The organism is Candidatus Neomarinimicrobiota bacterium (assembly GCA_017656425.1).
GTDB lineage: Bacteria > Fidelibacterota > UBA2242 > UBA2242 > B5-G15 > JACDNV01.
Genome location: JACDNV010000001.1, coordinates 93,260 through 110,303, shown reverse-complemented (window position 1 = coordinate 110,303; position 17,044 = coordinate 93,260). Strand labels below are relative to the sequence as shown.

12 protein-coding genes and 2 tRNA genes are annotated in these 17,044 nt (G+C 34.6%); 10 read left to right on the top strand and 4 right to left on the bottom strand.

Annotated elements, in window-relative coordinates; genetic code table 11:
• Positions 1–68: 68 nt before the first annotated feature.
• A tRNA-Pro gene (locus H0Z29_00485) sits at positions 69–143 on the bottom strand.
• A gap of 198 nt (positions 144–341) precedes the next feature.
• Between H0Z29_00485 and H0Z29_00480 the strand changes: the two genes are divergently transcribed.
• Genes H0Z29_00480 through H0Z29_00470 form a run of 3 tightly spaced genes read left to right on the top strand, consistent with a single transcriptional unit; the run spans position 342 to position 2,642 of the window.
• Positions 342–1,676 carry an MFS transporter gene (locus H0Z29_00480; GenBank protein ID MBO8129974.1) on the top strand — a complete coding sequence of 445 codons (1,335 nt, stop codon included), beginning with the start codon at positions 342–344 and terminating at the stop codon, positions 1,674–1,676.
• Positions 1,645–2,292 (top strand): LysE family transporter, encoded by a 648-nt coding sequence (locus tag H0Z29_00475; GenBank protein MBO8129973.1) that lies wholly within the window; start codon positions 1,645–1,647, stop codon positions 2,290–2,292. Before H0Z29_00480 ends, H0Z29_00475 begins: the two co-directional genes overlap by 32 nt.
• Positions 2,289–2,642, top strand: coding sequence for a response regulator (locus tag H0Z29_00470; GenBank protein ID MBO8129972.1), 354 nt, complete (start codon positions 2,289–2,291; stop codon positions 2,640–2,642). The genes H0Z29_00475 and H0Z29_00470 overlap by 4 nt, the downstream gene beginning before the upstream one ends.
• On the opposite strand, the gene H0Z29_00465 is transcribed toward H0Z29_00470, so the two are convergent.
• On the bottom strand, positions 2,639–4,447 hold the full coding sequence (locus H0Z29_00465) for a TonB-dependent receptor (GenBank protein MBO8129971.1): 1,809 nt from the start codon (positions 4,445–4,447) through the stop codon (positions 2,639–2,641). The genes H0Z29_00470 and H0Z29_00465 overlap by 4 nt on opposite strands.
• 93 nt (positions 4,448–4,540) lie before the next feature.
• Here H0Z29_00465 and H0Z29_00460 point away from each other — a divergent pair.
• Positions 4,541–4,624, top strand: a tRNA-Leu gene (locus H0Z29_00460).
• Between the two features lie 6 nt (positions 4,625–4,630).
• Here H0Z29_00460 and H0Z29_00455 read toward each other — a convergent pair.
• Positions 4,631–6,004, bottom strand: a complete 1,374-nt coding sequence (locus H0Z29_00455; protein MBO8129970.1) for a TrpB-like pyridoxal phosphate-dependent enzyme — start codon at positions 6,002–6,004, stop codon at positions 4,631–4,633.
• Positions 6,005–6,153: 149 nt separating this feature from the next.
• A complete protein-coding gene (locus H0Z29_00450; protein MBO8129969.1) occupies positions 6,154–6,537 on the bottom strand; it encodes a hypothetical protein in 384 nt (127 codons plus the stop codon).
• A gap of 182 nt (positions 6,538–6,719) precedes the next feature.
• Between H0Z29_00450 and H0Z29_00445 the strand changes: the two genes are divergently transcribed.
• From H0Z29_00445 to hypF, 6 genes are all read left to right on the top strand, one after another.
• On the top strand, positions 6,720–10,046 hold the full coding sequence (locus H0Z29_00445) for a response regulator (GenBank protein MBO8129968.1): 3,327 nt from the start codon (positions 6,720–6,722) through the stop codon (positions 10,044–10,046).
• Between the two features lie 12 nt (positions 10,047–10,058).
• Positions 10,059–10,697, top strand: coding sequence for a response regulator transcription factor (locus H0Z29_00440; GenBank protein MBO8129967.1), 639 nt, complete (start codon positions 10,059–10,061; stop codon positions 10,695–10,697).
• 291 nt (positions 10,698–10,988) lie between these two features.
• On the top strand, positions 10,989–13,010 hold the full coding sequence (locus H0Z29_00435; protein MBO8129966.1) for a transketolase: 2,022 nt from the start codon (positions 10,989–10,991) through the stop codon (positions 13,008–13,010).
• Positions 13,011–14,039 (top strand): branched-chain amino acid aminotransferase, encoded by a 1,029-nt coding sequence (locus H0Z29_00430; protein MBO8129965.1) that lies wholly within the window; start codon positions 13,011–13,013, stop codon positions 14,037–14,039. It abuts the gene before it with no gap.
• The gene (locus H0Z29_00425) at positions 14,018–14,428 is read left to right on the top strand and encodes a carboxymuconolactone decarboxylase family protein (protein ID MBO8129964.1); all 411 of its coding nucleotides are present in this window, start codon (positions 14,018–14,020) and stop codon (positions 14,426–14,428) included. The genes H0Z29_00430 and H0Z29_00425 overlap by 22 nt, the downstream gene beginning before the upstream one ends.
• A 302-nt stretch (positions 14,429–14,730) precedes the next feature.
• Positions 14,731–17,043: a carbamoyltransferase HypF gene (gene hypF, locus H0Z29_00420; GenBank protein ID MBO8129963.1), complete on the top strand. Its 2,313-nt coding sequence runs from the start codon at positions 14,731–14,733 to the stop codon at positions 17,041–17,043.
• Position 17,044 lies beyond the last annotated feature (1 nt).

The window sequence follows — 17,044 nt, the reverse complement described above, 5'->3', positions numbered from 1 at the left end:
AAAATGGCAAGGATTTTATTTTAGAAACTACTTGGTAAATTTAATAAAGCTTGTGCTTTTGAAATTTGTCGGGGCGACTGGATTTGAACCAGCGACCTCCTGCTCCCAAGGCAGGCGCGCTAACCGGTCTGCGCTACGCCCCGAATTCTACTGAAAAAATCGTGCTAAATTTTTGCCTTAAATACATAAAAGTCAAATAAAATCTTGGAAGCCTTTTTTAGAGTTTTTAGGATTTTAATATAAAATAGTTGATTTTTTGTGAATAATACTTTTTCTTTATAATAGATTTTATGTAGTTATTTATATAGAATTCCTATTTATAAAAAGGGTAATTGGTTGCTATGGAAAATAAAAATAATCCTATTAAAGAGATTACTGAACCTTTTGTCGCATTAATTCACTCTCCTCGAGAACTTTGGGGAGTTAATATATCTTACTTTTTTGAAGGACTATGTTACTTTGGAATTCTTACGCTACTGGCAATATACTTTAATAAACATGTGGAGTTAAATGATCAGCAGGCTGGATGGATAGTTGGAGCTTTCACAGGTGGTATTACTCTGGCTATGTTTTTCCTCGGAGAAATGGCTGATAGAGTGGGAGTTAAGAAAGCACTGATAATTTCATTGGGTATGATGGTAATTGGCAGATTGATATTATCCAATAGCAATATATTTGGTTCCACAGGGATGTGGTCAGGTAGATTTTTTGCAGCTGTAACCGGATTGTTTTTCGTTGTAATTGGTTATGGCATGTATCAACCAGCAGCATATTCAGCAGTGCGCAAATACACAAGCGAGAAAAGTGCAGCTGTGGGTTATGCAATGCTGTATGCTGTAATGAATCTGGGTGGATTTTTACCTGGAATAATTTCACCTCCAGTCAGACATAGATTCGGAATACTGGGTGTTTACAAAGTTTATACGCTTATTACATTTGTTGGATTATTGATCATTTTAATCTTACTTAGAAATTTTAAAAATGAATCAGATATAGATTCGAAAAATTTTGAAAATCAGGTTAGAGAAGAGAAGAAAAAAAACTTTAAGCAGTGGTTAATAGAGCACCCATTAAGGGATTCTCGATTTGCCTTTTTTATATTTATTCTTATTCCAGTGCAGACCTTGTTTGCACATCAGTGGCTTACATTGCCTCAGTATGTTTATAGGGCATATCCGGGCTTTGTGAGTAGAAATATGGAGTTTTTTGTTAATTTGAATCCTATATTAATTTTCATTCTGGCTCCTTTTATTGCCTCTATCACGAGCAGAGTCAATATCTATAAAATGATGATAATTGGTACCTCAGTTATGGCGTTGCCTACCTTTTTATTGGCTCTTGGAACAAATGTGATATTTTTGATATCTTATATTTTATTAATGTCTATTGGTGAAGCGATGTGGCAACCACGGTTTTTGCAGGTGATAGCTGAGCTTGCTCCTGAGGGTAAAACGGGACAGTATATGGGCATTGGTCAATTTCCGTGGTTTTTAACAAAATTGATAACGAGCCTATATTCGGGATATTTTTTGAGTAAATACTGTCCTGAAGTGGGCGCTAAAAATACTCAGATGTTATGGTTTATTTATGGGTGTATTGCTACAGTAAGCCCAATTGCACTAATTTTGGCAGGAAGATGGATGGGTGATAGATTGGAGAAAAAGAGTAATGGATAAGCAGGCGTTATTTGTACTATTTCAGGGATTGTTAATATCCTTATCAGGTGTACTTGCACCGGGTCCATTGACGGCTGTGGTAATTGGTAAGGGAGCACGTTCACCCTATGCTGGTGCTTTGATTGGCATAGGTCATGGAGTTGTGGAGATACCCCTCATCATTCTAATATATCTTGGAATGTCAATAATATTTAAGCTCGAATGGTTACAGATTATTATTTTCATCATAGGAGGGATATTCCTGGGTTTAATGGCGTATGATATGTTCAAAAGTATTTATACAAATAAGGTTGGTAATAAGGACTATAGAGGTAGTTCTATTTTTGCAGGTATAGCACTAAGTGCAGGGAATCCATATTTTATATTGTGGTGGGTCACTGTAGGTGTCGCTATTATAACCAAGGTAGCGACCTATGGTAAGCTAGTTCTGGCAATATTTATAGTTCTGCATTTATCATGTGATGTCTTCTGGTATTTTGTACTATCTACACTTACTTATAACGGCAAAAGATTTTTCGGGTTGACATTCCAGAAAGTTCTTTTTGTAATATGTGGTGTTTTTCTTTCGTTTTTTTCTATTAAATTTGTATATGAAGCAGTTATCAAATTACTATGAATAAGAAAATTTTAATAGTTGATGATGATAATTTAATACTAGAGCTTTATTCAGAATTCTTGTCTCAGCATGGATATGAAGTGTACTCCGCTGATAAAGTCGATGAAGCGATTGAGATATTCAGAAAATATGACCCTGATGTGGTTATTTCAGATGTAATAATGCATGAAGATACGGGTTTTGATTTGTACTATAGATTAAAAATGATAAATAAGACCTTGAATTTCATTTTCATGACAGGATATGAATACGATAGGAAAATAATAGAAAAGATAGAATCCCTTGGATGCAAGTGGATAGCAAAGCCAATTAAATTTGAGGATTTACTAAATTTAATAGAATCTTTTTAAATTCTTGTATCTATTCCAGCTTTAATCCATCTGCCGGGTAATACAACGCCAGGGTAATCTTCGTAAATTTTATTAAAAACATTTTCAATTTTGATAAATATATCTGATCTCAAAGATTTCAAATGTTTTGTGAAGGTTATGTCAACAAGGTTCCTTTGCTCTCCCTCTTTTCTTTTAAATATATTAATGATAACTGAAGTAGTGTTATATTTTGAAAATGAGAGATTTGCCCCAACGGTCAATTTATATCTCAGATTATTTAATGTGTATTTTGATTGATATTTTTTGTTTGTGTAAATCTTATAAAAATTGTGGGTATAAGTTGAAGTGAATGATATGTAACGGTTTAATATAGCTTTTTGTGAATATTGAATACCGTAAATTTTTATTTTTCCGGTGTTTATTGCTGTCCATGGTTCATCTTTGTTATATCGTATCCAATCTATTGTATTATAAGCATTGTTATAAAAAGATGAAAGATTTATTATTATCTTATTTGATACGTATCGGTAACCAGCTTGAATAGAGTTTACCTTTTCAGGTTTCAAATTGCTATTACCAGCGTTTGCGGGGCTTTTATAGTATAATTCGGTAAAGGTGGGTACTCTGAAAGATTTATTGAAATTGATATAAAATAAATTGCTATTATTGATTGAATAGCTGAGTGCAACGCCAGGCCATACTTGTGGACCCCACTTTTCATAATAATTTATATAAGTAGAGAAATTTATTGTAAAATGTTTGAAGATAGGAAAACTGGAGGTTGTTGAAAATCCATAGAGTGATTTATTGTGGTTTCCCAGGGAATTACTGTTTATTATATCGTTATCTATCCTTAATGAAATATTTGTTATTATATTTTTATAATTAAACAGATAGTCGGAGGTAATACCATAAGTGTATTTCTTATGTTCATTTTCGTAAAACGAGGGATTGAGGTAGTCGAGTAAAAAGTGATCATAGTGATATTTAGTATAGATGTTAATTTTTAGTAAACTACCATTGATGTGTTTTTTTATATTAAATAAAGCCAAGAATGAACGGGTATCTTCTCTCTGGTTAAGATATTTTTCAGAATAGAAACTATTTGCACCAAATTCTTTTTCCTGATATCCTATTGAGAATTCAATCTGTCCACCGGGAATATTACATGATGCAGAAAGATTTAACCTGTTTATATTAAAGTCGGTATTGTACCTATGACCATTGGAAGAGGTGTGATTATATTGAATATTTAGTACTTTGTTATTTAATGGTTTATTTAATCCAAAATCTAAAATTTTATATTTGTGACTTCCCACAGTTGCATTAAACAACAGTTTATTTTTATCAATGTTTTTGAGGATTATGTTTATCGTGCCTCCAAAGGCATTTTGTCCATTTGTTGGTGAGCTCCCACCCGAAATAACCTCGATTCTTTCTACATTCTTTATATCAATTGGGAGATCAAGATTATGATGTCCAGTTTGAGGATCATTCAGAGGAATTCCATTAACCATAATTAGAATCTGCTCAAAACTGAAGCCATTTAAAGAAGGGTCTGCCTGTATCCCTTGAACACCCCTTGTTTTTAAATCGATGCCAGTTAAAAATTTTAGTATTTCATTTATGGTAGTAGTTTTGAAAGTATTTAATTCTGCTTTGTCAATTACAGTTACGATACCGGGATATTCATTTATTCTTGTTCCGATTTTTGAAGAATATACAATTACTGGTTCGAATTCATAAACCTGATATATTTGCGGGTATGTAGGTACTGTTTTTAGTAGAATTATCAATACGATACAAAAATATGCTAATCTCATGATCGAGTCCCAATCTTTTTCCACTTTACTAATTTAACACTGTTGAAGTTCATTCCTTTATTGAATAAATTAATTCCTCGATTTTTGAAAACTGCCCAGGTGGTGAAATTGGCAAACACGCTAGGTTCAGGACCTAGTGCCCGCAAGGGCTTGTGGGTTCGAATCCCACCCTGGGCACCTTCTTTAAATTTTTGATTTTATCTTTTCGTTTATCTCTTTCAATACAGTGATGCATTTTTCCGCTTCTTTTAAATTGAAATAGTAATTTTCCAGTTTTCCCTCGAAATATTCATCGTAAGCAGCCATATCAAAATGTCCATGGCCACTAAAATTAAATAAAATGGTTAAAGGTTTACCATTTTTGTCTGTTTCTTTGGCAACGTCAATAACACATTTTATTGCATGACTTGTCTCTGGAGCTGGAATTATACCCTCGGAGCGAGCGAATTTAACAGCTGCATCAAATACTTCAAGCTGAGGATAAGCTCTTGCCTCGATTAAGCCAAGTTTTTTCATATGGCTGAGCATTGGAGCCATACCGTGATATCTGAGGCCTCCCGCATGTATCTTAGGTGGAATAAAATCATGACCTAAGGTATGCATTAATAATAGTGGTGTCATTTGTGCAGTATCTCCAAAATCATACATGTATTCTCCGCGCGTCAGGGTTGGACAGGATGTGGGTTCTGCAGCGATAGCTCTCAAGTTTTTTCCTTTTATTTTTTCTCTTATAAATGGAAATGATATCCCAGCAAAGTTACTTCCTCCACCCACACATCCAATTACTACATCAGGAAAGTCTCCAGCGATTTTCATTTGACTGATTGCTTCTTCTCCAATTATTGTCTGGTGTATAAGAACGTGGTTCAGAACTGATCCGAGGGAGTAGTGGGCATTGGCATTTTTTACAGCTACTTCTATGGCTTCTGATATAGCAATCCCAAGGCTACCAGGACTATCTGGATTTTCTTTCAGTACTTTTTTACCAAAATCTGTTAGGTTACTTGGGCTTGGGTTTATTTCTGCATTCCATACTTTCATCATGGATTTTCTATATGGTTTCTGGTAATAGCTTACCTTTACCATAAACACTTTGCAGTTTAATTTGAAAAAGTTACATGCAAAGGCAAGAGCACTTCCCCACTGACCAGCCCCTGTTTCAGTTGTGATAGTATCTATGCCCTCCTTGTAATTATAATAAGCCTGAGCAACAGCTGTGTTTGGTTTATGTGAACCAGGAGGGCTTACACTTTCGTTTTTATAATATATTCGGCATTTTGTATCTATTGCTTTTTCGAAATTTTCAGCTCTTACCAGTGGAGTTGGTCTCCATAGTCTATAAATATCAAGAACATCAGCAGGAATTTCTATATATTCCTGATTGCTAACCTCCTGTTTTATCAGCTCCATTGGGAATAGCGGTTTAAGGTCATCTGGCTGTAAAGGACGTAGTTCAGCAGGGTGTAAAGGTGGCGCTGGTTTTTCAGGTAGATCGTGCATAATATTATACCATCTTTGAGGCATTTCATTTTCCGATAAAAATATTTTTTTGTCCATAGTTCCTCCGATAATTAGTCATATATTTATTATAAAAAACCCGCCATTTTTAAGGCGGGTCTAATAAATTTTTTTGTTTATATTTCACTGACCCGCCTTATTATAACTTCTATACCACCAAATAAATTTATGGTAAGAGTTCATTTTTATCAGTTAATTATTCTTATTTTTAAAATCGGTTCAGGTTTTTTTTGGTTTTTATTAAGATTTTCATTTTTTTCTACTTTTATGCCAAAGTTTATCAGGCTGCTTTTGATTAAATCATAATTTACAACACTAGAATCGTATCGTATTGTACATGTATTTGATTTTTTATCAATATAAACAGGTCTTATTCCCTCTATATTTTTTAAGGCATCGTTAATTTTTGATACCAGCTCTTGATTATTTATGCCATTGAGCTGGATTGTGACAACGCCAGAAGGAAGGGTTTTACTTTTTCCCATAAATATTATTAAGATGGCAAGAATTGCTGTAATAAACGCTATGTAAAATTTATCCTGGATTTTGTTCCTCAGAACAACCCCTTTCAACTAAAGCATTAATAATATATAACTTTTTTATAAAAAGTCCAGAAAAAATAGACTTTAGTTAAAGTTTTCATAAATTAAGTTCGTTATCTGTTAAGTTAGATAGAAAATTAGGACTTACAATCAATATATTTAATGTTTAATTTAAATATGAAATTTGAATGGAGTGACCTATGAGCCGGTCTATGAGTGAAGAAAATTTAAATGCTATTAAAGAAAGAGTTAAAATTGAATTTGACATTCTAAAAAGAATAATCGATGATGACACACTTGTCACTAGTGATATATTCGCTGCCATTGAAAAATATGTTAGAGATATAGACGATAGACTTGGTATCTACTTAATAGTGGTTGGACTGATTGAAGAAAACAAATTGATTGTAAAAAGTAAGTTTGACGAAAAATATAAAAATTTCGAGCTTGGAAAATATTTTGGAAAACAGAATATCGATGAAATTTTCAAACTATTGAGAAATAGAGCATACATACAATTGTCTCGTGAAGAGATTGGTTCTATAAGACTAATAAATGAGTTAATCAGAGACTTCGCTGAGATATCAGATTTTATTATTGCAAAGAATAGATATAATAACAAGGACTACGGTTTTATAATATTTGGTGGAAATTCAAAGATCACATCTGGCGACGTTATAGAATTTATAAAATTTATTTCATCACTTGTTGGGCATATTAAAAGGAGAATTGAGTGGATAAAATTAAATAGGAAGTATGAGACTGAGAAAAGTATGCTAGATGTTTTAATGAATAATCTACCTGATCACATTTATTTCAAGGATACAGAATTAAGGTTTATTCGTATCAGTAAATCCCATGCCGATAGCTTGGGTTTAAAAAGACCGGAAGACGCAATAGGCAAAAGTGACTTTGATTTTTTTGATTATTCTCATGCTAAAGAAGCATTTAAAGATGAAAGAAAAATATTATCAACTAAAGAATCTATCATCGGGAGGCCTGAATTAGTTTCTTATATGGGCAAAAAACGATGGATGCTAACAACAAAAGTTCCATATATTGATAAAGATGGTAATTTGAGGGGACTGGTAGGTATTTCAAGAGATATAACAGCAATAAAAGAATATGAAGATAGAATAAGAGAGAGCGAATCTCGTTTAAAGAAGCTTATCGAGTACGCCAATTTTATCATTTTTATTATTGATGTAGCGGGAAATATAAAGTCCACAAACTCGGCAGCAGAAAAAATGCTCAAAATGGATCGAAAAGATCTAATTGGTAAAAAATTGCAGTCTCTTATGTCTGAATCTTCGCGAGAAAAATTTGGGAATTTTTTGAAAAATATAAACAAAGAAGGTATGTTTTCCTCAGAATTAGAACTTATTCGTAAGGATGGGGAGATTATCATAGTTGATTGCTCTGCTACTGCTATAAAAAATAGAGCAAATGAAGTTGTTGAGATAAATGTGTATCAACATGACATTAGTGAAAGAAAGATGGTAGAAGAAGTCCTGCGAAAAGCAAAAGAAGAATCTGAAATGGTCAATAGACAGCTTGAACTTGCAATACAACATGCAAATCGGATGGCTCTCGAAGCCGAGCTGGCAAATCAGGCTAAGAGTGAATTTCTTGCCACAATGAGTCATGAAATCAGGACACCTCTTAATGGAATTATTGGGATGACAGATTTGTTACTCGAGACAGATCTAACAAAGGAGCAAAGGGATTATGTAGAGATTATTAAAAAGAGCGGTGAAATACTATTAAATGTTATCAATGAAATTCTTGACTTTTCTAAAATTGAAGCTGGTAAGATGGAAATTGAATCAACAGATTTTAATATATATGATATAATAGAAAATGTAGTTCAATCCCAAGCAATTAAGTCGTATGAAAAAGGACTTGAAATTGTTAGTTTTATTGATCCAGCTGTACCAGAGATTGTAATTGGCGATCCGGGTCATTTACAGCAAATACTAACAAATCTTATAGGCAATGCAATTAAGTTTACTGGTGAGGGAGAGGTAAGTATTACGGCGAGGCTGCAGAGTGCAACTGATAGTGAATGTGAAATCTATTTTGAGGTTAAAGATACTGGCGTAGGGATACCAAAGGATAAGATTCAGGAAATTTTTTCGCCATTTAAGCAGGCGGATTCTTCTACAACAAGAAAATACGGCGGTACGGGTCTTGGTCTGTCAATTTGTAAAAAACTTGTAGAGATGATGGGCGGTCAAATTGGTGTAGAGAGTGAGGTTGGGAAGGGTTCAAAATTTTGGTTTTTTATAAAAGTAAAGCTACCCAAGGAAGTCAAAAAGAAGAAGATTTTACTTAAATATGATTTGAAAGATAAACGTGTTATTGTTGTTGATGATAATCACACAAACCGAAAGTTTTTATCCATGTTGCTTGAGAAATGGGGTATGAAACATGTTGAATTTGGTGATCCAAAGGAAGTAATACCTTTTTTAAAGGAGGAATTAAAGAAAGGAATAAAATATGATCTCGCAATACTGGATATGGCTATGCCAGGAATGAGCGGGGATGAGCTTGGGAGATTAATAAAAGCTGATAGTCAATTAACCGATATGAAGTTAATAATGCTATCTTCTCTTGGTAAAAGTGTCGATACAAAAAGGTTAGAAAATATAGGTTTTTCTGCATATCTAATCAAACCTGTAAAACAATCTCAACTTTTTAATAGTATTGCTTACGTTTTTGGTAAAGAGGCATTGAAACCGATCGAAGAGGATTTGATAAAAAGAACAGGGTATACTAAGGGTGGCAGGAAGGTCAAAATTCTCGTTACCGAGGATAATGAGACAAATCAAATGGTTGCAAAAGCGATGTTAACCAAGCTTGGTTTTGATGTCGATATTGCAGCTAGCGGTAAAGAGGCTATTGAGAAGTTAAAGTCAGATGATTATGATCTGGTGTTTATGGATATTGAAATGCCTGGATTAGATGGTTTTGAAACTACAGAGAGAATAAGGAAAAGTAAAAAGGTAAAGAATCCCAATGTGCCTATAATTGCAATGAGTGCTCATGTTCTTAAATGGGAGAAAGATAGGAGTCTTGAAGCTGGAATGAATGACTATATCACAAAGCCAATTCAATCCGGAACCCTTATAGATGTGATCAATAAGTATCTGAAACTTGATAAAGAAAAGAAGAAAGAAGAAAAAAGAAATAAAGAGGGTATCGTTGTATTTGACGCGAATCGATTTAACAGTTCGGAATTATTGGAAAAACTTATGGGAGATGAAGATGTACTACTGCAGGTATTGGATACTTTTAAAACTGGTGCACAAAAAAGGATTGCAAAACTTGAAAAATTAATTAAAGAAAACAAGTTTGAAGAGGCCAGAAAAGAGTCTCATACACTGAAAGGATCAGCTTTTAACATTAGCGCATATGGATTTGGTAACATTGCAAAAAATTTGGAAAATGCCTGCATAAATAAGAAATTTGATGAAGCAATGAAGCTGCTAACAGAATTAAAAGAGGAGTTTGACTATTTATTAAAGGTTTTGAAATAATTAGGGGGGAATATGAAAATTTTAATAGCTGAAGATGATTTGACTTCTCATACAATTCTTAAAACTATTTTAACTAAATGGGGACATGATGTGATATCTACATACAACGGCAAAGATGCTTTAGAAAAATTAATCTCTAATGATAGTCCAAGATTGGCTCTGCTTGACTGGATGATGCCAGAAATAGATGGCATTCAGGTGATAAAGAAAGTAAGGGAAAGTCAAAAAGTCCGAAGGATCTCTGTCGAGAAAGGTTTACCAACATATATTATACTCTTAACTGCATTAGCAGAAAAGGAAAAAATAGTTGAAGGATTGAATGCGGGTGCTGATGATTACGTAACGAAACCCTATGATAAAGATGAATTAAAAGCAAGAATAGAAGTTGGTATTAGGATAATTCGGTTGCAGGAAGAGTTATCTAAAAAAATTGCTGAGCTACAGGATGCGCTACAACATATTAAAACACTTCAGGGGATAATTCCGATCTGTTCGATTTGCCATAAGATACGTACCGATGCCGATAGCTGGCAGAGACTGGAAGCTTACATCCAGGATCATTCTGATGCCCAATTCAGTCATGGTATATGCCCTGATTGTTTGAAAAAATATTATGGTGAGTATATGAAGGATGAAGAAGATAAAGAATAAGTTGTTTAGATAATTTAAATCAGAGGTTTGAAGTCAGATTCGATAATAAATTGAATTATTTTAAGGACTTTTTTTATATAAAAACTTTAATAATTAAAATATATGCTATTTCAAAATTATTTTATTAAGTATAAGAATTAATAATTTTTACCTTTACCATTTTTGGAAAGAATCAATAGTTTTTTATCAACTCTATCATGGGAGTTAAGAGTCATTCCAGAAAGTTTTAAAAGGATGTTTTAATTGGCACATGTTTTGACCTATGTTTAATTGTTGATATATGGAGTATCTATGCCAATAGTTGATTTTAAAACTGGTAGAATAAAAAAAGAGTATAGCGCTGATGAGATTAAAGAGGTTGCTAATATAATGCGCGGGTATAATCTTATAGCTCTTTGCGCAGCTGGATCAGGTCATCTCGGGGGAACAATGTCGATTATGGATATAGCTGCAGTCCTTTACTTAAAAGAGATTTGTCATGATCCTTATAACCCAGACTGGGAAGATAGAGATAGGGTAATATTCAGCACCGGTCATAAGGCACCTGCACTTTATATAGCTCTTGGGATAAGTGGGTACTTTAATGTGGAAGAAGTAGTTACTCTCAGGAAATTATTCAGCTCTTTTCAGGGTCATCCACACTGGCTGAAATGTAAAGGGGTGGAGTTTTCGACTGGTTCTCTTGGACAGGGCTTGAGTCTTGCGGTAGGTCAAGCTCTGGCTTGCAGGCTTGATAGAAGGGATTTTCGCGTCTATTGTATAACTGGAGATGGAGAGCATCAAGAAGGGCAGATATGGGAAGCGATAATGGAGGCAGGGCATTACAAACTGGATAACCTTTGTAATATCATTGATTTTAATGGACTGCAAATAGATGGCCGGGTAAGAGGTGTAATGAATATTGAACCTATTGAGGAAAAATATAAAGCATTTGGATGGGAAACAATCAGGATCAATGGGCATGATGTTAATGAAATTATAGATGCTTTTGAAAAAGCCAGAAGCATAAAAAGTAAACCGACCGTTATCATTGCTGAAACAATTAAGGGAAAAGGTGTTAGCTTTGCTGAAAATGTAGCTGGCTGGCATGGTAAAGCTCCGAATTATGAGCAGATGTTGCAGGGCCTGGCAGAGCTGGGATTGAGAGATTACTTTGATCTTGATAGGCTTTTTAAAAAAGCTAATGAGTACCAGAAGAAGATTAATGTGTTCCTTGATGAAAAGACACCTAAATTTTCAAAGAACTACTGGTGGAATTCGCGTGATAAAATGAAGGTAGAAATGAAACCGACAAGACAGGGTTTTGGGAGCGCTCTTAATAGGTTGGGAGATGATGATAGGATTGTCTGCCTTGGTGCGGATATATCAGGATCAATAACAATCAGTAAATTTTATGAAAACCATCCTGAGAGAAAAAAGAGGTTTCTGAATATGGGTATTGCAGAGCAAAGTATGACATGTGTTGCCGCAGGATTGTCTAAAGAAGGTAAATTGCCGGTAATTGGAACCTATGGTGTGTTTGCATCTGCAAGAAATCTTGATCAGCTCCGGACAACCGTATGCTATGGTAATCATAATGTCTTTATAGCAGGTGCTCATGGTGGTGTATCTGTAGGACCTGATGGTGCTACCCATCAAGCGCTGGAGGAATTTTTTAATGTATGTGGATTACCGAATATGCATGTTGTCGCTGGATGTGATGTGATTGAGACTGAGAGAGCAGTAGAATATCTTTTGTTCAATGTAGTGGGACCAAAATACTTGAGGTTTGCCAGAGAAGCAACGCCAATAGTTACAAAATGGGGTACGGTATGGGAATTCGGGAAAGCAAATATAATTAGATTTAGAAAAGAGTCAGAAAACTTTATAGATGCCTTTGAGCATATAGTTTCCTATAAATATAAAAGTGAAAATGAGGACTTAACTATTATTGCCTGTGGCCCAATGGTTGCAGAAGCAATGCGTAGTGCTTATATTTTGAAAAAGGAATTTGATATTGAGTCAAGAATTGTTAATATGCACACAATAAAACCAATTGATAAGTATGCGATTGTTAGATCGGCTCAGGAAACTAAGGTGATTTTAACTGTAGAGGAACATCAGAAAGGTGGTTTTGGAAATTGGGTCTCATCAGTATTGTCAGAAAGTCCTGAAATAAGTTCCTCTGGATATTTATTCCAAATGATGGGTATTAATGATAGATTTGGTGAGAGTGGAGAACCGTGGGAACTAATTAAAGAATTTGAGTTAAGTGCAGAGTTTATTACAATGAAAGCAAAAAATTTATTGGAAGAGAAAAAGAGGAGATTTTAGATGGATTTAAAAAATATTGATTGGGCAGAACTTGATTTTTCCTATAAAAATCTGCCGTACCGATTCAGAGCTTACTGGAAAGATGGGAAATGGGATGAAGGTAAACTGGTAACAGATAATAATATAGTTTTAAATGAGAGTGCGCCATGTCTTCATTATGGACAGCAATGTTTTGAGGGATTAAAAGCCCAGAGATCAAAAGATGGTAGAATATGGCTATTTCGTCCCTATGAAAATGCAAAAAGATTTCAGGATTCAGCAAAGCGTCTTATGATGCCAGAGGTTCCAGTTGATCTTTTTATGAAAGGTGTAATTGATACTGTCAAAGCTAATGCTGACTATGTACCTCCATACGGATATGGGGCAAGCATGTATATAAGACCATTACTTATTGGTATTGGAGAAAATCTAGGAGTAAGACCTGCATCTGAATATATCTTTTCAGTGTTTGTTTGTCCCGTGGGTCCTTATTATAAATATGGTTTTAAAACAATCAGTTTAAAAGTTGATACCAACTTTGACAGGGCAGCTCCAAATGGAGTAGGTCATGTAAAGGTTGGTGGTAATTATGCTGCTTCCCTATTGCCTTTGAAACTGGCAAAGAATGATGGTTTTGATGAGGTTCTCTATCTTGATTCCAAGGAGCACCAATATATAGAGGAGACAGGATCTTCCAATGTATTTTTTATATTTGAGGGGAAAAGACTTATCACACCAAAAAGTAATTCCATTTTGCCAAGTATAACAAGAAAGTCTGTTGTTCAAATTGCTAAGGAGGAGTTTGGATTTGAAATTGAAGAAAGGAAAATCCATATAAGTGAGATCGAGAGAGTAATAGAAGCTGGGGCGTGTGGAACTGCGGCTGTGATCACCCCCATTGGAAGTATTTATTATAATGAAAAATGGTATAAATTTTACGCCGATGGTAAGGAACCAGGTCCGACTGTTAAAAAATTATATGAATATCTAACCTCCCTTCAGGTTGGTGATGTAGAGGATAAGTGGGGGTGGCTGGTAGAGGTTATCTGATTTTTTGGAAATTTAAAGTTGGTGAAAAAATGACGGAAAATTTTGAATGGGAAGATTTAGATAAAGATGGGCTTACTTTTTTAATGGAAAATAGGAAAGAAGTTGTTAAAAATTATCAGAAGATGGTTTTGTCCCTAGGTAAAAGTTTGGATGATAAGACGCGTCAACTAATAATGCTTGCGATTCAGGTTAATAGTCCATCTCCGGAAGCGATAAAAATAATAATTCCAAAAGCTCTTAAGGCCGGCGCTACAAGAGATGAAATTATAGATACTATAATTCTTACAATACCGATCGTTGGCTTATCAACGGTTCTTAAGATGCTTCCCTTTGTGCTAAAAGAGCTTGAGTCCATGGAAAAGATTTATAATGAGATAAATGGCGGATAATTTGAGATTTGGGTAATCAATTTTACTTGTAATGACTAGATATCAAATTTTATAAACATTCTGGATTTCACGCCTATTTTTAAAATAGACTGCTTCGCTAGCGTTTGTAGTGACCTTGTTTTTCAATATATTTATTATCCAGTCTGGCTGTGTATATAGAAACTAAAGGTTGTGAGATAACTTTATTCTAATCTTATAATTAAATATTACGCCAATTTAGATTAACAAGAGTATAAATGAAGGCTGAATTTTCTATAAAAAATATTAATTTACAGCGGAATTTTATCTAACTTGTTTTTTCAATGGAAACACATGTAATAAAAATAAAAGGGATAGTTCAAGGGGTGGGTTTTCGTCCCTTCATTTACAATCTTGCAAAGAGCCTTGGGCTTAATGGTTACGTACGGAACGACACAGGAGGGGTAACTATTGAGATACAGGGGAATGTGCAGAAGCTTAAAGAATTTGAAAAAAATATCGTTTCCAAAGCTCCCCCCAGAAGCAGAATAACTGATTTAGCAATTGAGATCAAGAAAGACGGGAAAATTTTTAAAGATTTCGAAATAATTTTTAGTGTAGAAAACGAAGCAAAGACAGTTCCTATTTCACCAGATCTTTTCACTTGTGATGATTGCCTTGCAGAGCTTTTTAATCCTGAAGATAGAAGATATCTTTATCCTTTTATAAACTGTACTAACTGTGGTCCAAGGTTCACAATAGTAGAAGATATTCCGTATGATCGGGAAAATACCACCATGTCTGTCTTCAAGATGTGTAAACAGTGTCAAGATGAATATAATGATCCAACAAATAGAAGATTTCACGCCCAGCCAAACGCATGTTTTGTTTGTGGTCCTCATTTATACCTTGTTGATAATAGAAGCAAAATACTTTTAGATGGTAAATGCGCTGAGAATGTTGATAAAATTTTTAAAAAGCTACGAGAGCTTATAAATGCTGGTAAAATAATAGCGATAAAGGGAATAGGTGGTTTTCATCTTGCCTGTAACGCGGAAGATGAAAAAGCTGTAAAGGCATTGAGATGTCGAAAATACAGAGAGGATAAACCCTTCGCGGTTATGTTTCCTGATATTGAAACGGTAAAAAAATACTGTTATTTAACTAGTAAAGAAGAGGAGTTACTTCTAAGTGTACCTCGACCTATAGTCTTGTTAAAGAAAATTGGAGGAAAAGACCTTGCGTGGTCGGTAGTACATAGCAATAAATACCTTGGAATAATGTTGCCTTATACTCCAGTTCATCATTTATTAATGAGATATATAAACAAACCTCTTGTCATGACAAGCGGTAATTTCAGTGATGAGCCTATTGTATACAAGGATGATGATGCATTATTACGACTGAGAAGTATAGCTGACTATTTCTTGCTGCACAATAGGGAAATCTATATTAGATGTGACGATTCTGTAACTAGAGTATGGGCTGGTAAAGAGTATATAATCAGGAAATCAAGAGGATATGTTCCTGGTGAGATGTTACTTAAGAACTGGCAGTTTGAAAAGCCAACACTTGCGTTAGGACCAGAACAAAAAAATACATTTTCTTTTGGATTTGAAAATAAAATTATTACCAGCCATCACATAGGGGATATGGATAATCTTGCGGTTTATAAATCATTTATAAATGGTATTAATCACTTTAAAAAGTTGTATGAAATAGAACCAGAAGTGATAGTTTATGATAAACATCCTGAGTATTTATCAACAAAGTATGCAATGGGTCTTTCTGGTAATGTTGTAAAAATTGGTGTACAGCATCACCACGCTCATGCTGTCTCGTGTATGGTGGATAATCAAATTACTGGTCCTGTGATTGCGGTTACCTTTGATGGTACAGGATATGGTGAAGATGGTACAATCTGGGGTGGTGAAATACTTATTGCTGAGTTCAGCAGGTATATGAGGGTTGGATATCTAAGCCCTGTGCTTATGCCAGGTGGTACATCGGCAATTAAAAATCCTTGGCAGATGGCGATATCCTATCTTTATGGTGTTTATGGAAAAGAGTTTTTAGAATTTCCTTTGCCCTTTCTTGAGGGTATACCTGACGATAAAGTTAAAAATACTGTTAAATTGATCGAGAAAAAAATAAACTCACCTGTTACAACCAGTTGTGGTAGGCTTTTTGACGGTGTTGCTTCCATTGCAGGGATACGGAATTCGGTTAACTACGAGGGGCAGGCGGCGATTGAGTTTGAGCAGGCGATTGATGGTATTACGAATGATTCTTACCATATGTATTTTGAAAGACAAGGCAATGAATTTGTAATCATGTGGGATATGTTGATAACCGAGGTAGTTGATGATGTATTGAGTGGAAAGAATGCTGGATATATTTCGGCGAAGTTTCATAATGGACTTGCGAAAATTGTAACGGAGGTTTGCCTGGATGTATCTAAACAATCAGGTTTATCTGATGTTGTGCTTTCTGGAGGGGTTTTTATGAACATGTATCTTCTTGAAAGAGTGGTAAGAGGTTTAAGAACTGAAGGATTGAATGTTTTTACTCACAATTCCATTCCGACGAATGATGGAGGCATTTCAGTTGGTCAACTGCTGATAGGTGATGCAATTTTAAAAGAAAGGGGGAAGTGAT